Raw genomic sequence first — 17,915 nt, forward strand, 5'->3', positions numbered from 1 at the left:
GCTGTTTAATATGTTATAGCCGGGCATGACACCGTGACTAGAATAGCTTCCCGGCGACACATAAAAGCCCATACCGTATGTTGCTTTGTTTGGCGTAAACATTTTCATAAAACTTTCATTGGAAATGATTTTTCTTTCGTAAAGTGCTTTATCAAATAAATACATATCATAAGCGGTCATATAAATATCACCAGCCCCATAAAGCTGTGATAAATTCGGCATGTCAGGCGTATAAAGCTCTTTTTGCGGGTTTAATTTATACCCTGTCGATGGATTTGACTCTTTAGCAAATGTTTTATAAAAGCCTGCGTGTTTCATACCGGCAGGTTTAAAAACGTGCTTTTTGATGTATTGATCGACTGGTTCACCGCTTACCATGGAGACAATGTATGCCAGAACCGAGTAATTGGAGTCTCTATAATCCCATTTCCCAGTTGGGTATTTTACGCCTCGTTTTTCGATATCTTTCATTAAATCTTCCGGCGAAATATATCCGTGGCCTTCTTTGTGCCCCCTAATCCCTGATGTGTGTGTCAAGAAATGATAAAGGGTGATCTTTGAGCCGTTTGGAAAGTCAGGAAGATACTTAGAAACGGGGTCATTTACTGATAGCAATCCCTTTTCCTCAAGCTGTAAAATTGCCGTTGCAATAATTGCTTTTTGTGATGACCCAACATAAAAGACGGTGTCCGGTGTATTGGGGACCATTTCCTCGCGGTTTGCATATAAATACCCTTTGCTTGTCACAACGTTTCCGTCTTCTACAATTAATGCTGTGCCGCTGAATCCAATGCTTTTTAAATATTGATCCAATTGAGCATTATCATTTTTTGTGATGATAGGGTTCTTTTTTGTTTCATTTTGATTTGTCTTCTTCTTTGCTTCAGGCTGTTCTTTTTTTTCAGTTGCCTGTAGTTGATTTTCTTGGTGATCTCGCATACCGCTTGGAAGTGCAAGATAAATTACCCCACAAACAAGAAGAAAGGAAAGAATGATGAGCCTTCTTTTTGTTTTCTTCTTTTTTCTTTTCTTTATTCGCGTTCTGTATGTTCTTGCCATGGCGGGTACTCCTTCTTTTATATGTGACGTATTTACTGACGCAATAACCCCTTAAAAAGTTTCTTCAAAATGCTAATATTTTCATACATGGTTTGGGATAATGCCAAAATTTACATTTTATTTACACTTGAATAAGAACAAATGTTCCTATAAAATAAAGATGTGAGGTGAGACGATGAATAAGCTGTTGTATCGTTCAATGGAAGACGGTTTTCCGGTAGAAATCATTTACATGAAAGAAAGTAGTTTTTCTAAACGGGCGATTCTCGTGAAAGAAATTAAAAACGGTTATGTGAAAGCATTTTGCTTCCAAAAACAGCAGTTCAGAATGTTTAAGATAGAGGCCATTTTAACCGTGTTCCCCTATAAAAAAAGAAGCATAGCTCAGTATGCCTAAAAGCTGCTCTTTCATCTTGCTGTCTTCTTTTCTGTATTCCCTTCCTGTTTTGATATTCCATCTTTTGTTATAATGAATGTAAATTCGATTTAAAGAGAGCGGGCGTTTTACATCTATGCTTCAGACGATCAATAAAACACTTGGTAAGATTATGCCTTTACTGACGCCTTTAAGTGTTGTCAGCGGGGTGTTGCTTGCGGATTACTTAAATGGGCTGGCCGGTCTTGTGCCGTGGATTTTTGCGTTTATGACATTTGCCGGCAGCCTTGGGGCAAATTTTCAGTCGCTGAAAACAGCGATGGTTCATCCCTTGCCGATGCTACTCGCTTTATTTGTTTTGCACATATTTATGCCTGTTCTGGCATGGGGCACGGGGCATCTTGTGTTTAGCGGAGATTCATTAACGATTACAGGGCTTACCCTTGGTGTTGTCATTCCGACGGGTATTACGAGTATGATTTGGGCTGCCATGTATAAAGGAAACATCGGCTTAACCCTATCGATTATTTTAGTGGACACGATTCTTTCGCCTTTCATCGTTCCGTTCAGTCTTTCCATCCTGGCCGGGGCGCATGTTGAAATGGATGTAATCGGTATGATGAAAGGTTTAGTCGGAATGATTGTGATTCCTTCTTTGTTAGGAATGCTCGTCAATCAATTTTCAATACCGGAGCGGACAGCGCGTTTAAGCGCAAATTGCGCTCCATTTTCGAAAATCGGGTTAGCCGCCGTGGTGGCGATTAACAGCTCAGTTGTCGCTCCTTACCTGAAAAACGTCGATTTAAAGTTTTTAACGATAGCCGTTACGGTTTTTTTGGTGGCATTTACTGGATACATGACAGCTTGGCTGATCGGTCGGCTGATGAAACGGCCCCAGGAGGAAATCGTGGCTTTAATTTTTACCGGAGGAATGCGGAATATTAGCGCCGGCGCTGTGTTGGCCACCGGATTTTTTCCGCCGCAAGTGGCGGTGCCCGTTGTCATCGGCATGCTGTTTCAGCAGATCCTGGCTGCGCTATATGGGCATTTGCTTGCAAGAAGCGAGCTGAAAAAAACGTATCATTTAGACAAAAAAACGAGTCTGCCCTCATAGTTGGCAGACTCAAACCTTACAGGAGTGAAAAAAAATGAAAACCAATAGGGTAAGTGTGATGATGTGGACTTTAATTTCCGCATTTTTGTTTTGTTCTTTATTAGTCACAGCTTCACTTTCTCCGCTCGCTCATTCAGGCCCCCATGCTAATGAGTTTGGCACTTTGGGGATGTGGGCGGCAATCGGAACCGTTTTACTCTTTTATATCCTTCCCCTTGCTGTTTATATGGCCGGGTTTGATGCGATGAAGTTTGTAATGGCTGTTCTTTGCGGAATTGGATTAATCATCACGCTGACCATGATTCCAGTGGTTATGTTGATTGGCGCTTTTGGCGGATATGCTTCTGCTTTATTGGGCGTCGTATGCCTTTGCATTCTGTCAGCGATCGTGAATGTGATTTGGTTAGTCGCCGCTTTTCGCAGGCCGTCAGCGGCTGCTTCTTTCTAATATTTAAAAACCGCTTTCCCGCGTTGTGTTCAAGTTCGCCAAGTTCCTTTTGCGATCAGGTGGACGTTTCCCCCGATGTGAATTTCTATGCTGTTTTCCGTTGTATGCGCTTCAATATAAAGCAGGGAAGGCCGGTTTATTTCATACCCTTGTTCAGCCCTTATGCTGAGGTCATTTTGATTAAAATAACCGTGATGCAGTAAATATCCTGCGAGATCCCCGATTGCGCTTCCTGTTGCCGGATCTTCGGGAACGCTGAGACAGTCGCAAAAAACTCGTGTATTGATGTGGTTTTGTTCATGATAGGTTTCCGTAGAAAAAACGAGCAGACTGGCTTCTGTTTGTTTCATAAAAGCTTCAAATCGATCCTTGTTGATTTTGCATTTTTTAACTGCACTTAGCGAATTTAACGGGACGATAACTGCTGGCAGACCTGTGGAAACCTCTTGTATCGGGAAATCCAAATCCATATCACATGTGTCGATACCGAGTACTTCTGCCATCATTTCTTTATCAAAAGTTCGATTAAATACAGGCGGATTTTGCTTCATCCAAATGATCTGATCTTCACCTTTGTCAAACGTCACCGGTATTGCGCCTGCTCGAACGTTTAAAATGACGCTTGAAGATGGTTCAGTTTCGATTTCATTCTTTATGATAAACGCTGTGCCCAGCGTCGGATGTCCTGCAAACGGAATTTCTTTTTCCGGGGTGAAGATTCGGACATCATACCCGCTGTTTTCCTGTTTCCCTAATATAAATGTTGTTTCGGAAAAATTAATTTCCCTAGCTATTTTTTGCATTTTATCACTTGATAGGTTCTTTTCTGCTTTAAAAACGGCGAGCTGGTTTCCTGTATATTTTGTTTCTGCAAACACGTCCACAAGGTAAAATTCCATCCGATGTCTCTCCCCTTTAAAATAACCTTCCTGCCCTAAAGGCAGTTTTACATATCTTACATGAGATGAGAATCATTGAACAGTCTAAAAAAATAAAGAAGAGCGGATCCCGCTCTTCCTAATAAAGCAAATACTTCTTTCTGATATTCATAAACCGTTTTTGATCTGCTTCGTATTTATTGACGATTTCATCAATTGAAGCGCCTTGTTCAATCATAGCTTTGACCCATCCATTCCCGATCAGACGGTTGAAATTGCCTGAAGGGAGGAACTCAAAGTCGTCCGGGTAGAGGTCATGGACGGTTTTGATGATCGCGATACCGGTATTTACAGGCTTAAAAGCGGACCTGTTTGTCACGTAAAGCTCCACCCCGTGGCACAGTTTATTTTGATGCTTTGAAAATGTCGGAGTGAACGAGGCGGCTCTGAATCGGACGCCAGGAAGCTTCAGACCGTTTAATTTTTCGGCGAGTTCCGTACTTTTCATGTAGGGCGCACCAATTAATTCAAAAGGCTTTGTCGTGCCCCTTCCTTCTGACATATTGGTTCCTTCAATTAAACCTGTGCCCGGGTAGACGATGCCCGTATCCGGTGTCGGCATGTTCGGGGAAGGCAGGACGAAAGGAAGACCAGTGTCTTCAAAGAACATCTGTCGCTTCCATCCTTTCATTTTGATGATGGTTAAATCGGCGCCGATGTTAAATTCGTCATTAAACAGCTTTGCCAGTTCTCCTGCGGTCATTCCGTGCTTTAAAGGGATGGGATACATTCCGACAAATGAAGAATAATCCGGATCAAGGACAGGTCCTTCAACTTTTAAGCCGCTTTGCGGGTTTGGCCGGTCAAGAACAATGAATGGAATCCCGTTTTCTTTTGCCGCCTCTATCGCATATGCCATTGTGTAAATGTAAGTGTAAAACCGCGTTCCGACATCTTGGATGTCAAATAGCAGGACGTCAACGTTTTTCAACATCTCCGGTGTCGGTTTTCTCGTATCTCCGTAAAGGCTGTAGACGGGGAGACCGGTTTTTTCATCAATATAAGAGTCAACCTTATCGCCGGCTTGAGCGTCTCCCCTTACACCGTGCTCTGGACCATAGAGAGCGGTCAGCTCAATACCGGGGGCTTGGTGAAGCAAATCGATGCTGCTTGTTAATGCTGAATTGACACCGGTTGGATTTGTGATGAGACCGACCCTTTTTCCTTTTAATATGCTTTTCTTGTTCATGATCACTTCAATACCCGGTGAGACCTTTGCTTTCTTTTCTTTGTCCGGAAAGGCCGCTGCTGCGGTTAATGTACTGAAAACAAACATTCCCGCAAGCAGCCAGATCGCTTTTTTTCTCATTTTGCCCCTCCTTTGTGAAGCGGCTTGCCGTTTTTAATATTCAACCCGTAGCCGAACGGGTAAAGGGTTTCTCCGGGGCGTGTGACCGAAGGAATGTCTACTGGCAATGTTCCTTTAGGCTTTGCCTTTCCGAAGATAACTTCCACTCCGGCCGGAATATTCGGCTGCCTGAAGCGCTCGTTTGCATAGCCTTTAAAGCCGTATACTGCGATCACGGCAGCGGCTTCTTCAAAATTTGCCGTGTCATAAGGGTTTCGTAAGCTCATTAAGACAAATTTTTTCCCGTTTGCCTGAGCGTATTTCATGGCGGCGCGCGGAAAAGCAGTTGCCCACTTGCTTGAGTCTTGAATGCTGTCATCAATGACACCGTCGTTCACAACAGGATCGTTTTTGACTACGTATGATCCTGTGATGACATAATCGGCCTCGTCAATTTTCTTTTGAATCTCTTCATCAAACGTTTTTTCTGCAAATCGATATTCGACGACCTTGATGTTTTTCTTTATTTTGCTGATGGTTTTGGCGATTGCTGCTGTTTGCTCTTCGTATGGGGAGAGAATGAGGACGGTATCCCCTTTTTTCGGTTTGAATGGCAAGGTGCTTTTTTCATTTTTAAGAATGGTGACGCTTTCTCTTGCCATTTTCCTTTCGGATTTCATGTGTTTGTTGCTGCCGACCGTTTTCAAGGCGTATTTGATTTTTTTCTGAAGCGGTTCGGAGCCGGTGTGATCGATGATACCGCGGTTTATTTTTAATTGAAGGATTCGCTCCACCGACTGATCGATTTGTTCGATAGGGATCTCACCTTTTTTAACGGCTGTCAGAAGAGCTTCGAATACACGCGCTAGATTTTTTTCGGTCTCAAGCGATGTGACTTGTGCGGGCATGAGGGCGATGTCGACTCCTGCTTTGACAGCCATGACGACGGCTTCCTCCTGTCCGAAATTATCAGAAATGGCTTTCATATTTAAAGCGTCTGTTACGACAACGCCCTTAAAGCCGAGGTCTTTGCGGAGAAGGTCTGTCATGACTTTTTTGGAAAGTGTTGCAGGCACCATGATGTCCTCGCCGTCTTTTTTGCTTTTATAGGTTGTATTGTCAAAGGCGGGGAACTGGACATGCGCTGTCATGATCATGTCAATCCCTGCATCGATCGCTTTTTGAAATGGCGCAAGTTCAATGCTTCTCAGCCTTTTTTCATCATGCGGAACAAGCGGCAATCCGTAATGACTGTCAACCGCTGTATCGCCGTGTCCGGGAAAGTGCTTTGCTGTAGCGATCATTTGCTCGTCCTGCAGGCCCTTCATCATCTGGATGCCGAGCTTTGAAGTCAGCTCAGGCTTGGAACTGAAAGAACGAACGCCGATGACCGGGTTGCCGGGATTGTTGTTGACATCAAGTACAGGACTGAAGTTCACGTTGATGCCCAGCGATGCTAATTCTTTTCCGATGATTTTTCCTGATTTGAAGGCATTTTTGCTGCTTCGCGATGCACCGACTGCCATATTCCCGGGCAGGTTTGTGCCTGATTCAAGTCTGGTGACAATCCCGCCTTCCTGATCGATCGTGATAAAGAGCGGAATGTCAGGACTCGCTTTTTGCAAGCCGTCCGTTAACCGTACAGTCTGCTCTGTGCCTGTGACATTTTCAGCAAAAAGAATGACACCGCCGAGCCGGTATTTTTGAATGATTCCCGCGACTTCGTCATTCATTTTTGTTAATCCTTTGGCGTTCGATTCCCCTTTTTTCTTCCAGTTTCTAAAGTCAGGCATCAGCATTTGTCCGATTTTCTCTTCAAGCGACATGCTGCTGACCATTTGTTTGAGGTGTTGTTCCGGCTGCTGTTTCGCTTCTGCTTCGCGAGCGGCGGGCTGCAAAGCGAGAGACGATAACAGCAATGCAATCAACGCGCATTGAAGAAATCTTTTCATATAAGGGTCGCCTCCTATTGGTGATGTAACGCCTCGTAAATAGCTGTAATGACGCTGCCGTACTTTCCGGTTGCAAATGCGTCACCTTCAAATTGATTCGGGTTTTCTTTAGGGTTGATGACAGGAGAGTGCTTTTTATTGGTTAACAACACAATGCCGATTTGATACACGGGATCGATGATAGTGACGGTTCCCGTCCAGCCGGTATGGCCGTATGCCTTGTTGCTGGCGTGCTTGCCGAACATCCACTCCATATCGGTATTGCCGTTAAGCCGCCATCCTAGTCCATATGTGGGATTTGTTTTTGACGGCTCAGTAAATTGTGAAATGACCGAACGGCTGAATAGATGCTGTTTCCCGTAACCCCCGCCGTTCAGCATGACTTGAAGGAGCACTGCTGCGTCGTCAACGGTGGAAAAAAGGCCGGCATGCCCAGAGACGCCTTCCATTGAATAGAACGCTTTTTCATCGTGGACTTCCCCTTGAAGCGTGTAAGTTCTGATATTTGGAAACAAGATGGTGCCATCTCTGGTGTTTCCCTTTCGTTCCGTAGCTGCAAAATGCGGCGGTTTAAAGCCCTTTTGGAGCGGATTAAACAAAGTATGCCGCAACCCGAGAGGCCGGTAAAATTGGTTTTCAACAAAGGTATCTAAACGCTCGTTTGTGACTTTTTCTATGATCAGCCCGAGGAGCATATAGTCGATGTCACTGTAAATTTGTTTTGTGCCGGGTTCATATGACAAGGGGGTTTTGACAAGATATTCAAGCGTTTTGCTCCGTGACTGAGAGTAGAGGTGTCCGGCTGCTTTCGGGTCGTAATAGTTCCAGCTTGCAGGGAAGCCTGCGTGATGGTGGAGCAAATCAATGACGCGGAGCCGGTTTTTTCCCTTTACATCGTCTTCCGGGTGATCTTTGAAATCAGGAAGATAATGTGAAATGTTTTTGTTCAAGTCAAGCTTTCCGGTGCTCACTAAATGCTGCAAGGCAAAATTGACGGCATACATTTTTGTATTGGAGGCGAGGTCAAACATCGTGTTTGCTTTCATTTTTTTTGGATGTTTGAGCGTCGAGAGGCCGTTGTATTTCTGCTTGTAGCCGTATGCTTCTTTTTTGACGATTTTTCCGTCTTTTATCAATATCAAGGCAGCCCCGGGAAAGCCCGCTTTGACATCCTGTTCGATCAGACGGTCCACGACTTTAAGCTTTTCCGAAGAAAAACCGGCTTCTTCAGGTGTTTTCGCCTTCGTTAATACGGGATATGTCAGCTGACCTGTTGTCTCGTTCGCAATTGCAGTCTGTGCTGATGACGGAAGCGGGAAAAAGCATGTCAGCAGCAATATGGACGATGCTGCAGTGCTGATCATAAACTTTTTCAGCTTGCTTCACTCCTTTCTGTCAAAAAATGCATAGTGGGAATTTTAAACAAACGTTTAATCAAATTCAACTGCCATATCGTCTTTAAAACCAAAGAGATATGTTAAGGCAAAGCCGGCAGCATAGGAAATAAACAAACCGAGAATATACAAAAGAACTTGGTGGGTATGGACTAAAAATGACAAAGGAAGACCTGATACGCCTATCGATTCGGTCGCGATTTTGAAATACGCTTGAAAGGCTCCACCTACTCCGGCGCCGAGGCACGCGGTTAAAAACGGACGTCCGAGTGGAAGAGTTACACCGAATATGAGCGGTTCACCGATTCCGAGCAGGCCTGACGGCAGTCCGCCGGCAATGGCTCTTTTGAGCTTTGCTTTTTTTGTTTTGAAATAGATCGCAAAAGCGGCGCCTACTTGACCTGCGCCCCCCATAGCCAGAATCGGCAGCAACGGGTCATCGCCGATTGAATTGATTAATTCCATATGAACGGGTGTCAATCCCTGGTGCAGTCCGGTTACGACGAGCGGAAGGAAGGTGGCCCCCAGTACAAAGCCGGCGATAATGCCGCCGAGATCTAAGATGGCGAGAAGTCCTGACGTAATGGCGTCAGATATCAAGCCGCCGACAGGCATGAAGACAACGTAAGTGACGATTCCTGTGATGAGAAGGGAGACTGTAGGTGTGATGATGATGTCGAGTGAATGAGGTACAAGGCGCCTGACCCGTTTTTCGAGAAAAGCGATAAATGCAGCTGCGAATAAAATACCGATTAAACCGCCGCGTCCCGGCAAAAGCGCTTCACCGAAAAGCGAAATATCACCAACGGCCGGGTTAATGATTAAAATACCGGCTAATCCGCCGAGTGCGGGGGAGCCGCCGAATTCTTTCGCCGTATTGACCCCGACCAGGATGCCCAAATACGTAAATAAACCTGAACCTATTACCGTTAAAATAATGGCGGTTTGTGATGTTTCAGCGAGCCAGCCTGCTTGGATAACGGCTTTGGTGATTCCGGTAATCAAGCCTGAGGCGACCAAAGCGGGGATCAGCGGTATAAAAATGCTTGCGATCCGCCGAAGAAACAATTTAAAAGGCGTCGCGTTTTTCTTGGAAATCTCAGCTTTATGTTTGGCTGCGGATTGTTTTAAGTCAACGTCTTCCGCGGATTGAAGCAACTTCCCGAATTCGTCTGATACGTGCTGTACGACGCCGGTGCCGAGGATAATCTGAAGCGTTTCCTCCTCAACGACGCCAATCACGCCTTCAAGCGCTTTGATTGAGCCGATGTCGGTTTTTTGACTGTTGACAGGCGTGATGCGCAGGCGCGTCATACAATGGGTATAATCCGCGACGTTAGACGGGCCGCCGATGTGTTGTAAAATCAGTTTTGCCAGGCCGGCATATTTTTTCTCATCGCTCATTTTATATCCCCCTTTTTTACAATTCGCTCATTCCCATCATGCGGATGGCCGCTTTTGTTTGGTCAATATACTGAATGATGTCCTCGTAGCGCTCCGCGGCTATGCCTAAAAACAGAATGTCAATCATGTAAAGCTGAGTTAAACGAGAGGAGGTGGCGGCGCTGCGAAACGGCGCTTCGTTTGAGCATGACGTATACAGGGCGATATCGCTTAATGAAGAGACAGCAGACTGTCCAAACCGCGTCAGTCCAATGGTTTTAATGCCATGTTTTTTGGCGAGTCTGACTGCATTGGCGATTTCATGCGTTTCTCCTGAATGGGATATGGCAAACAGAACGTCATTCTCGCCGGCATTGGCGATTAATGTCGCGACAAGATGCATATCACTAAAAGCGGTGGCTTTTTTATTGATGCGCAAAAATTTCTGCTGGGCATCTTGTGCGACGATTCCTGAAGCCCCGATCCCGCAAAAATGAACCGTTTCTGCGTTGATCAGTATTTGAATCGCTATTTGAAGATCTTCGTGGTCAATGTTTTCAAAGGTATCGCGAATCGCCTGAATCGAATTGCTGGTTGTTTTTTGAACGATTGAATGGAGCGGCTCTTGCGGTTCGATATCCCGGTATCCCTGATCAGACGGTTTCATTAAATCGCCGGCGACCCTCATTTTTAAATCTTGAAAGCCTTTCAGCCCCAGAGATTTACAGAGCCGTATTGCCGCCGCCCCGCTTGTCTTTGCCGAAGAGCTCACCTCTTGAATGGTGCCGTTTACGACCTCGTGTGGGTTTTTCAAAATGTATTCGGCAAGCTTTCGTTCAGATTGCGGTAATCTGTGAAGCATATTCTGAATAATTTCCAATCCTCCTGCAGCCATTGTTTCTTCCTTTCTTCTTTAAACTTGGTCTTCATAAATGGATAGAGCTTTTTCGATATCGCCTTCTGATTTCTCAAGCAGGTTTTCGGAAGCGGCCGCATCTTCGTTTGTTTTCAGCATGATGATGGCGGTTTTGACTTGGTTATGGGATTTTTCTAACGCTAGTGCCGCCGCTTCTTTTGGAACACCTGTGACCGTTTGGATGATGCGAATCGCCCGCTCCTTTAATTTGTCATTGCTTACTTTTACGTCTACCATGAGGTTTTCATAGACTTTTCCCATTTTGATCATGGCCGCCGTTGAGATCATGTTTAAAATCATTTTATGAGCGGTTGCTGCTTTCATTCTCGTCGATCCGGCAATAACTTCAGGGCCGACGACCACTTCTATGCTGTGATCTGACACCTGGCTGATCGCCGAGTTTTCGTTGCATGTCAGTGAGACGGTCTTGGCGCCACTTTCCCTGGCATACTTCAAAGCGCCGAGAACGTATGGAGTCCGACCACTGGCGGCGATTCCGATTACGGTATCATTGTTTGAGAGGTTAACGGCTGATAAATCCCGTCTGCCGAATGCCTCGTGATCTTCAGCGCCTTCGACGGCTTTGTACAGAGCTTTTTCTCCTCCTGCAATGATGCCAATGACCGACTCGGGAGATATGCTGAACGTCGGCGGGCATTCAGCTGCATCGAGTACGCCGAGTCTCCCGCTTGTACCGGCACCGATGTAGATGATCCGTCCCCCTTTCTTTAACGACCCGACGGCGAAGTCAACGGCGGTCTTAACTTCTGGTAAGACTTCTTGTACAGCTTCGGCTACAGTTTTGTCTTCATCATTGATGATTTTCAAAATATCAATCGTCTTTGCCTGGTGAATGCGCCTGGATCTTTCATTCCGGCGTTCGGTCGTTAATGAACCTAAATGGCTGTTTTCCATCGACAACTCCTCCTGATAATGAAGTGCATATATTTCTTAATTTTCAGTATATTAAGAGTGGAATATTATTTCAATAACAAAAGGTAAATATTAAAATTTTATTTCAATGAAGTTCTAAACAACGGATTGCCGACATAAAATAAAGCGCAGATGAACTGCGCTTATGTTCAGGTATTACAGCTCGTCTATTTGGTGTTCGGAAATCACGCGGAAGCCTTCTTTTTTCAGAAGCGCTGCCGTAACGCCGTTGCCGGCTATTTTTTGGCTTGAAAAACTTCCATCGTATATATGGCTGCTGCCGCAAGACGGGCTGTTTTCCTTCAACACGATCGTATCAGCCTTGATTTGCCTTGCCATCTCCAATGTTAGATAAGCTCCTTTTATATACAGGTCTGTTACGTCTTTTCCCGATTGTGTGTTGATCACCGCCCTGCCGTCTAAAACGTCTTCTCCCGACCCGCCTATAATTTCGGCCGGTTCCCTTGGCGTTTGAAATCCGCCGAGCAGCTCGGGACAAGCAATCACCGCTTTTTTTTCTTCAACAAGCTTATTGATTTTCCCCACATAGCTGTGCGATCTGTTATAGCGGCATTCCACCCCGGCCAGACATGAACTTACCAGTATCATTTTTCGCGTCCCCTCTCTTGCACATCAGATAGCCCTATTTTAAACAAAATTTCTGCGTTTTTCTCAATGTTTATGAATAAAAAATTTGAAAATAAAAATTTTAATTTACCCCTTTACAAATGGGGAGGAACCTGTATATAATAACTTTTGTCAGCTTTACGAGAGCTGCTTGAAACACGATGATGGCCCGTTGGTCAAGTGGTTAAGACACCGCCCTTTCACGGCGGTAACACGGGTTCGAATCCCGTACGGGTCACCATTCTTTTTTGGACAGCACGCTGCGAATGCCGGAATTTTTAAAAGGAAGGCATGCTAAGGTCGCAACGTCCTGTTGCAACGCATGCACTTGTACGTCCTGTACTGCGGAGGATTAGCTCAGCTGGGAGAGCATCTGCCTTACAAGCAGAGGGTCGGCGGTTCGATCCCGTCATCCTCCACCATTTTTTCGGATCGGTTTTTGTCACAACCGCGCCGGTAACTGCATAAGATACCGTATCATGCCGGTCTAGCTCAATTGGTAGAGCAACTGACTTGTAATCAGTAGGTTGGGGGTTCAAGTCCTCTGGCCGGCACTGTTTTTGGAGGGGTAGCGAAGTGGCTAAACGCGGCGGACTGTAAATCCGCTCCCTCAGGGTTCGGCGGTTCGAATCCGTCCCCCTCCACCATTATTGGGCTATAGCCAAGCGGTAAGGCAACGGACTTTGACTCCGTCATGCGCTGGTTCGAATCCAGCTAGCCCAGTTTTTGGACATCCTGTTAGGATGTCCTTTTTATTTTGTCTTTTTTGTATAACTATTCAAAAAAATGTCTTGTTGAGTCAATTCCGAATTGGAAGGTAAAATGAAGGTCTGAAAGGGGGATATCATATGTTAAAACAGCAGATTTCAATGATCGGCGTACCGATGGATCTCGGTCAGCTGAGGCGGGGAGTCGATATGGGACCGAGCGCGATTCGCTGTGCCGGTGTTAATGAACGGTTGGAAAGCCTTTGTCAGGATATTGAAGACCTCGGCGATATGACAATCGGGCAAAGAGAGGATGAGAAAGAAGGCGGGGAGCCGGCATCTGAAGAGCTGAGAAACTTGAAAGCGATTACAAAAGCGAGTGCAAAACTTGCTGAGACCGTTGATAAGATCGTGGCTTCAGGTGCTTTTCCGCTCGTGCTGGGAGGTGACCACAGCATAGCGATCGGAACGCTGGCCGGACTTGTGAAGCATTATCAAAACCTGGGTGTGATCTGGTATGATGCCCATGCTGATTTAAATACGAAAGAAACGTCTCCTTCAGGCAATATTCACGGCATGCCGCTCGCCATCAGCCTGGGGATCGGCCATGAAGGGCTGACAGGCATCTATGGAAAAGAAACGAAAATTAAAGCGGAGAACATCGTCATCATCGGTGCGAGGTCACTTGATGACGGGGAAAAAGAATTGATTCGCGACAAAGGGATCAAAGTGTATACAATGCATGAAATCGACCGCCTCGGTATGACGAGGGTGATGGAAGAAACGATAGACTATTTGCGTGGCAGAACGGACGGTGTCCATCTGTCACTCGATTTAGACGCGCTTGATCCGAACGATGCCCCGGGTGTCGGAACCCCGGTAGCGGGAGGCATCAGCTACAGGGAAAGCCACCTGGCGATGGAAATGCTGGAAGAATCGAAGCTGATTACGTCCGCTGAGTTTGTCGAAGTCAACCCGATATTGGATGAGAAAAACAGGACGGCTGAAGCGGCAGTCGCCTTAATGGGGTCGCTGTTTGGCGAAAAGCTGCTTTAGGTGCGGTTGAAGAGCGGCCTTAGGCTGCTTTTTTTATAAAAAAGTCTCAGTTTCATAATATTTAGATTGTATAATAATTTTAAGCTAATATTAAGCGCATGATCCCTGTCAAAGCATCTACACCCTGCCAAAAATTTGATAAACTATTTTTATGAATTTAATGAAACCTTATAAAAATCAATTCGTATACATAAAGACCGGTGAAGGCAGAGGTTAGATAAATATGGAAACAATGATTAAAAAAAGAATCAAACAGGTGAAAAAAGGCGATCGTAATGCATTTGCAGACATCGTGGATATTTACAAAGACAAAATTTATCAGCTTTGCTACCGTATGCTCGGCAATGCGCATGAGGCGGAAGATATTGCGCAGGAAGCGTTTATCAGAGCATACGTGAATATCGACAGTTTTGATATCAACCGGAAATTTTCCACATGGCTTTATCGAATCGCAACCAATTTGACCATCGATCGTATCCGTAAAAAAAAGCCGGACTATTACTTGGATGCAGAGGTGGCGGGGACTGAAGGACTGACGATGTATTCCCAGGTTGCGGCGGATGTTGCGCTTCCAGAGGATGAAGTGGTTTCTTTGGAGCTGCACAGCACCATCCAGGAAAAAATCTTAAGGCTTCCCGATAAATACAGGACGGTCATCGTATTAAAGTACATTGATGAGCTCTCACTCATTGAGATCAGTGAAATCCTTAATATTCCCGTAGGTACGGTGAAAACGAGGATACACAGGGGCAGAGAGGCTCTCAGAAAACAATTAAGGGATCTTTAAGTGGGGTGATGAAATGAGCTGTCCGGAGCATATTGTTCAGCTTATGCATAAATACCTTGACGGAGACATACTACCGGAAGATGAATCGCAATTAAAAGAGCACCTCCAATCATGCGAAGACTGCAAAAAGCACCTTCATGAAATGGAAAAATCCATCGCTCTTGTCCAGAGCACGTCACATCTTACAGCTCCGGCGAACTTTACAGCCGATGTGCTGGCGAATCTGCCGAAGGAAAAGCGAACGGCATCGATCAACAGGTGGCTTAAAGCCCATCCGTTTTTAGTGGCGGCAGCTTTGTTTATCATTTTGATGGGCGGCAGCTTTTTCTCCAGCTGGAAAAACGATCAGGATTTCAGCGTATCCAGCCAGCCCAATCTCGTAGTGAAAAACAACACGGTCATCGTACCTGAAGGCAAAGTTGTCAAAGGCGATGTGACCGTGAAAAACGGAAAGCTGATTATAGAAGGCAAAGTCGACGGCGATGTCACGATTGTTAATGGCGAAAAATATACGGCTTCAGCAGGACAAGTCACTGGTCAGATCCATGAGATCAACGAAGTGTTCGACTGGATGTGGTATAAGATTAAATCGACCGGAAAATCGGTTTTTGACATGAAGGAGTCTAAAGAGTAGAGCAAAGCGGGCGAATGAGCTTTGCTCTTTTTTTATGAGGGGCCGCCATTTCACTTGGAAAATCAATTTGTGCTATAATAGCGTCTGTATATGTAAAAATAATAGATCATACCATTTTGAAACATATTAACCTTACTAATGACTGAATTCTTGGAGGACGAGGAAATGGCTTTTGAGGATATCCCTTTCTTGCAGTACCTCGGCGATGCCGTTGATATTCTCCTTGTTTGGTACGTAATATATAAATTAATGATGGTCATCCGCGGGACAAAGGCGGTTCAGCTTTTAAAGGGAATCGTGGTCATTGTTCTCGTCAGGCTGGCCAGTCAATATTTAGGATTAAGCACCCTGCAGTGGCTGGTTGACCAGGCGATCACATGGGGGTTCCTGGCGATCATTATCATCTTCCAGCCTGAATTGAGGAGAGCGCTGGAACAGCTGGGGCGGGGGCGCTTTTTTTCGAGGAGCGGAACACCTGAGGAAGAGCAGCAGCAGAAAACGATTGATGCGATTACAAAAGCGATTAAATATATGGCGAAACGCCGGATTGGCGCGCTTCTGACGATTGAACGGGAGACGGGAATGGGCGATTACATAGAAACGGGGATCCCTTTAAATGCAAAGGTCAGCTCTGAGCTATTGATCAACATCTTTATTCCGAATACACCGCTTCATGACGGCGCCGTAATTATGAAAAATGATGAGGTTGCTGCAGCCGCCTGCTACCTTCCGCTTTCTGAAAGCCCTTTTATTTCAAAAGAGCTTGGGACGAGGCACAGAGCAGCAGTGGGAATCAGTGAAGTGACCGACAGTCTGACGGTTGTCGTATCCGAAGAAACGGGCGGCATCAGCGTCGCCAAAAACGGAGACCTTCACCGTGATTTATCGGAAGAGGCATTGAAAAACATGCTTGAAGCGGAATTCAAGAAAAATTCGCGAGAAACTTCCTCAAATCGCTGGTATTGGAGGGCGAAGAAAAATGGATAAGTTCTTAAACAATCCCTGGGCTGTCAAAGTAGTCGCATTATTATTCGCGTTTCTTCTTTACTTTGCGGTCCACAGCGCTCAAGCGCCGACTCCGAAGAAACCAGGTGAATCGTTTTTCCCGACATCGACGACAGACGAAGCGACGCTCACCGATATACCGGTCAAATCGTTTTATGATGATGAAAACTACGTCGTAACAGGCGTGCCGCAGACGGTGAATGTCACGATTAAAGGCCCGACAGGAACCGTCAAGAAGGTCAGACAAGTGAAGGATTTTGAGATTTATGCCGATATGCAGCATCTGAAAACAGGCAGGCACAAAGTCGAGCTGAAGGCCAGAAATGTTGCCGAAGGCCTCACTCTGACCATCAATCCATCGGTGACAACCGTGACCATCGAAGAAAAAACGACGAAGGAATTCCCGGTCGAGGTTGATTTTTATAATAAAAACAAAATGAAAGACGGCTACACGCCGGAGCTGCCGATTATCAACCCGAAAAACGTCAGCGTCACCGGCTCAAAAGCCGTGATCGACAGAATCCAAAACATCAAGGCGACGATCAATTTAGAGGGCGTCGACCAGACGGTTGAAAAAGAAGCCAAGCTAACAGTGTACGACAGGGACGGAAATGTTCTTCCGGTTGAAGTCAGTCCATCCGTCGTTAAAATCACCGTTCCCGTGACAAGCCCTAGCAAAAAGATTCCCGTCAAAGTTGACCGGAAAGGGAGCCTTCCGGACGGTATCAGCATTTCCAGCCTCGATATCAGTCCGGGAGAGGTAACCGTCTACGGGCCGCAAAATGTTCTTGATTCGTTAGAATTTGTCGAGGCCGATGAGGTTGATTTAAGTAAAATGAAAGATGACACTGAGTTGGAAGCCAACATTAAAGTGCCGGACGGCGCTAAAAAAGTGTCACCCGAAAAAGTGAAAATCAAGGTGAAAGTTGACAAGGAAGAAGAGAAAAAACTGAAGAACGTTTCAATTAAAACCGCGGGGCTGAATGACAGCCGGGATCTTGAATTTCTCGATCCGAAGTCAGGCAAGCTGGATATCACGGCAAAGGGCTCGACAGCCGCGATCGAAAAACTCCAGCCTTCCGACGTCGAGCTCTATGTCAATGTGGCGGATCTCGATGACGGCGAGCATAACGTGAAGCTGGAAGTAAACGGACCGCAGAACATGACATGGTCGCTGCCGCGGCAGAGCATTCGAGTGAAAATCTCATCTCAAACAACCCAAAACGAAAAAAATAATGGTCAGAATGAAGAAGAAGAGAATCATTCTGAAAAGGATTCACAACCTTCATGAATCAAAA

General features: G+C 45.6%; 17 protein-coding genes and 5 tRNA genes (1 of these 22 only partly in view). 13 read left to right on the forward strand and 9 right to left on the reverse strand.

The features are described 5' to 3' along the window. On the reverse strand, positions 1 to 1,059 hold the 5' portion of the coding sequence (locus MKZ04_RS17985; RefSeq protein WP_023857673.1) for a serine hydrolase domain-containing protein. It extends 111 nt beyond the left edge of the window; only the first 1,059 of its 1,170 coding nucleotides appear in the window; its start codon is at positions 1,057 to 1,059; its stop codon lies beyond the left edge, outside the window. Between the two features lie 175 nt (positions 1,060 to 1,234). Between MKZ04_RS17985 and MKZ04_RS17990 the strand changes: the two genes are divergently transcribed. The 3 genes from MKZ04_RS17990 (at position 1,235) to MKZ04_RS18000 (ending at position 2,997) form a co-directional block, all read left to right on the forward strand. Continuing rightward, a complete protein-coding gene (locus MKZ04_RS17990) occupies positions 1,235 to 1,456 on the forward strand; it encodes a hypothetical protein (RefSeq protein ID WP_341046534.1) in 222 nt (73 codons plus the stop codon). Positions 1,457 to 1,607: 151 nt separating this feature from the next. Beyond that, positions 1,608 to 2,549: a bile acid:sodium symporter family protein gene (locus MKZ04_RS17995; protein ID WP_095292699.1), complete on the forward strand. Its 942-nt coding sequence runs from the start codon at positions 1,608 to 1,610 to the stop codon at positions 2,547 to 2,549. Positions 2,550 to 2,583: 34 nt separating this feature from the next. Continuing rightward, positions 2,584 to 2,997, forward strand: a complete 414-nt coding sequence (locus tag MKZ04_RS18000; protein WP_026580420.1) for a DUF5391 family protein — start codon at positions 2,584 to 2,586, stop codon at positions 2,995 to 2,997. Between the two features lie 29 nt (positions 2,998 to 3,026). On the opposite strand, the gene MKZ04_RS18005 is transcribed toward MKZ04_RS18000, so the two are convergent. The 8 genes from MKZ04_RS18005 to MKZ04_RS18040 form a co-directional block, all read right to left on the reverse strand. Next, positions 3,027 to 3,896 carry a PhzF family phenazine biosynthesis protein gene (locus MKZ04_RS18005; RefSeq protein ID WP_341046536.1) on the reverse strand — a complete coding sequence of 290 codons (870 nt, stop codon included), beginning with the start codon at positions 3,894 to 3,896 and terminating at the stop codon, positions 3,027 to 3,029. Positions 3,897 to 4,014: 118 nt separating this feature from the next. After that, positions 4,015 to 5,244, reverse strand: coding sequence for an exo-beta-N-acetylmuramidase NamZ family protein (locus MKZ04_RS18010; RefSeq protein WP_025810885.1), 1,230 nt, complete (start codon positions 5,242 to 5,244; stop codon positions 4,015 to 4,017). Further along, a complete protein-coding gene (locus MKZ04_RS18015; RefSeq protein ID WP_341046540.1) occupies positions 5,241 to 7,175 on the reverse strand; it encodes a glycoside hydrolase family 3 protein in 1,935 nt (644 codons plus the stop codon). The genes MKZ04_RS18010 and MKZ04_RS18015 overlap by 4 nt, the downstream gene beginning before the upstream one ends. 14 nt (positions 7,176 to 7,189) lie before the next feature. After that, positions 7,190 to 8,539: a penicillin binding protein PBP4B gene (pbp4b, locus tag MKZ04_RS18020; RefSeq protein WP_341046542.1), complete on the reverse strand. Its 1,350-nt coding sequence runs from the start codon at positions 8,537 to 8,539 to the stop codon at positions 7,190 to 7,192. Between the two features lie 66 nt (positions 8,540 to 8,605). Beyond that, positions 8,606 to 9,973: a PTS transporter subunit EIIC gene (locus MKZ04_RS18025; RefSeq protein WP_020449915.1), complete on the reverse strand. Its 1,368-nt coding sequence runs from the start codon at positions 9,971 to 9,973 to the stop codon at positions 8,606 to 8,608. 16 nt (positions 9,974 to 9,989) lie between these two features. After that, on the reverse strand, positions 9,990 to 10,847 hold the full coding sequence (locus MKZ04_RS18030; RefSeq protein WP_103695034.1) for a MurR/RpiR family transcriptional regulator: 858 nt from the start codon (positions 10,845 to 10,847) through the stop codon (positions 9,990 to 9,992). Between the two features lie 18 nt (positions 10,848 to 10,865). Then, a complete protein-coding gene (gene murQ / locus MKZ04_RS18035; protein ID WP_020449917.1) occupies positions 10,866 to 11,783 on the reverse strand; it encodes an N-acetylmuramic acid 6-phosphate etherase in 918 nt (305 codons plus the stop codon). Positions 11,784 to 11,957: 174 nt separating this feature from the next. After that, positions 11,958 to 12,410: a DUF523 domain-containing protein gene (locus MKZ04_RS18040; protein ID WP_341046549.1), complete on the reverse strand. Its 453-nt coding sequence runs from the start codon at positions 12,408 to 12,410 to the stop codon at positions 11,958 to 11,960. A gap of 184 nt (positions 12,411 to 12,594) precedes the next feature. On the opposite strand from MKZ04_RS18040, the gene MKZ04_RS18045 reads away from it, so the two are divergent. From MKZ04_RS18045 to MKZ04_RS18090, 10 genes are all read left to right on the forward strand, one after another. Further along, positions 12,595 to 12,669, forward strand: a tRNA-Glu gene (locus MKZ04_RS18045). Between the two features lie 105 nt (positions 12,670 to 12,774). Further along, positions 12,775 to 12,850: transfer RNA gene (locus MKZ04_RS18050), tRNA-Val, on the forward strand. Positions 12,851 to 12,909: 59 nt separating this feature from the next. Beyond that, positions 12,910 to 12,982, forward strand: a tRNA-Thr gene (locus MKZ04_RS18055). 8 nt (positions 12,983 to 12,990) lie between these two features. Continuing rightward, positions 12,991 to 13,075: transfer RNA gene (locus MKZ04_RS18060), tRNA-Tyr, on the forward strand. Between the two features lie 4 nt (positions 13,076 to 13,079). Beyond that, positions 13,080 to 13,151, forward strand: a tRNA-Gln gene (locus MKZ04_RS18065). A gap of 125 nt (positions 13,152 to 13,276) precedes the next feature. Further along, on the forward strand, positions 13,277 to 14,191 hold the full coding sequence (gene rocF / locus MKZ04_RS18070) for an arginase (RefSeq protein ID WP_025810878.1): 915 nt from the start codon (positions 13,277 to 13,279) through the stop codon (positions 14,189 to 14,191). Positions 14,192 to 14,414: 223 nt separating this feature from the next. Next, complete coding sequence (gene sigW, locus MKZ04_RS18075) at positions 14,415 to 14,978, forward strand: RNA polymerase sigma factor SigW (protein WP_003178438.1); 564 nt, start codon at positions 14,415 to 14,417, stop codon at positions 14,976 to 14,978. A 13-nt stretch (positions 14,979 to 14,991) separates the two neighbouring features. Beyond that, complete coding sequence (gene rsiW / locus MKZ04_RS18080; RefSeq protein ID WP_023857683.1) at positions 14,992 to 15,612, forward strand: anti-sigma-W factor RsiW; 621 nt, start codon at positions 14,992 to 14,994, stop codon at positions 15,610 to 15,612. A 165-nt stretch (positions 15,613 to 15,777) separates the two neighbouring features. Then, positions 15,778 to 16,599 carry a diadenylate cyclase CdaA gene (cdaA, locus tag MKZ04_RS18085; protein WP_003178443.1) on the forward strand — a complete coding sequence of 274 codons (822 nt, stop codon included), beginning with the start codon at positions 15,778 to 15,780 and terminating at the stop codon, positions 16,597 to 16,599. After that, positions 16,592 to 17,908: a CdaR family protein gene (locus MKZ04_RS18090; RefSeq protein ID WP_025810877.1), complete on the forward strand. Its 1,317-nt coding sequence runs from the start codon at positions 16,592 to 16,594 to the stop codon at positions 17,906 to 17,908. Before cdaA ends, MKZ04_RS18090 begins: the two co-directional genes overlap by 8 nt. Positions 17,909 to 17,915: the final 7 nt, after the last annotated feature.

This window comes from Bacillus sp. FSL W7-1354 (assembly GCF_038002405.1).
GTDB classification, from domain to species: Bacteria; Bacillota; Bacilli; order Bacillales; family Bacillaceae; genus Bacillus; species Bacillus paralicheniformis.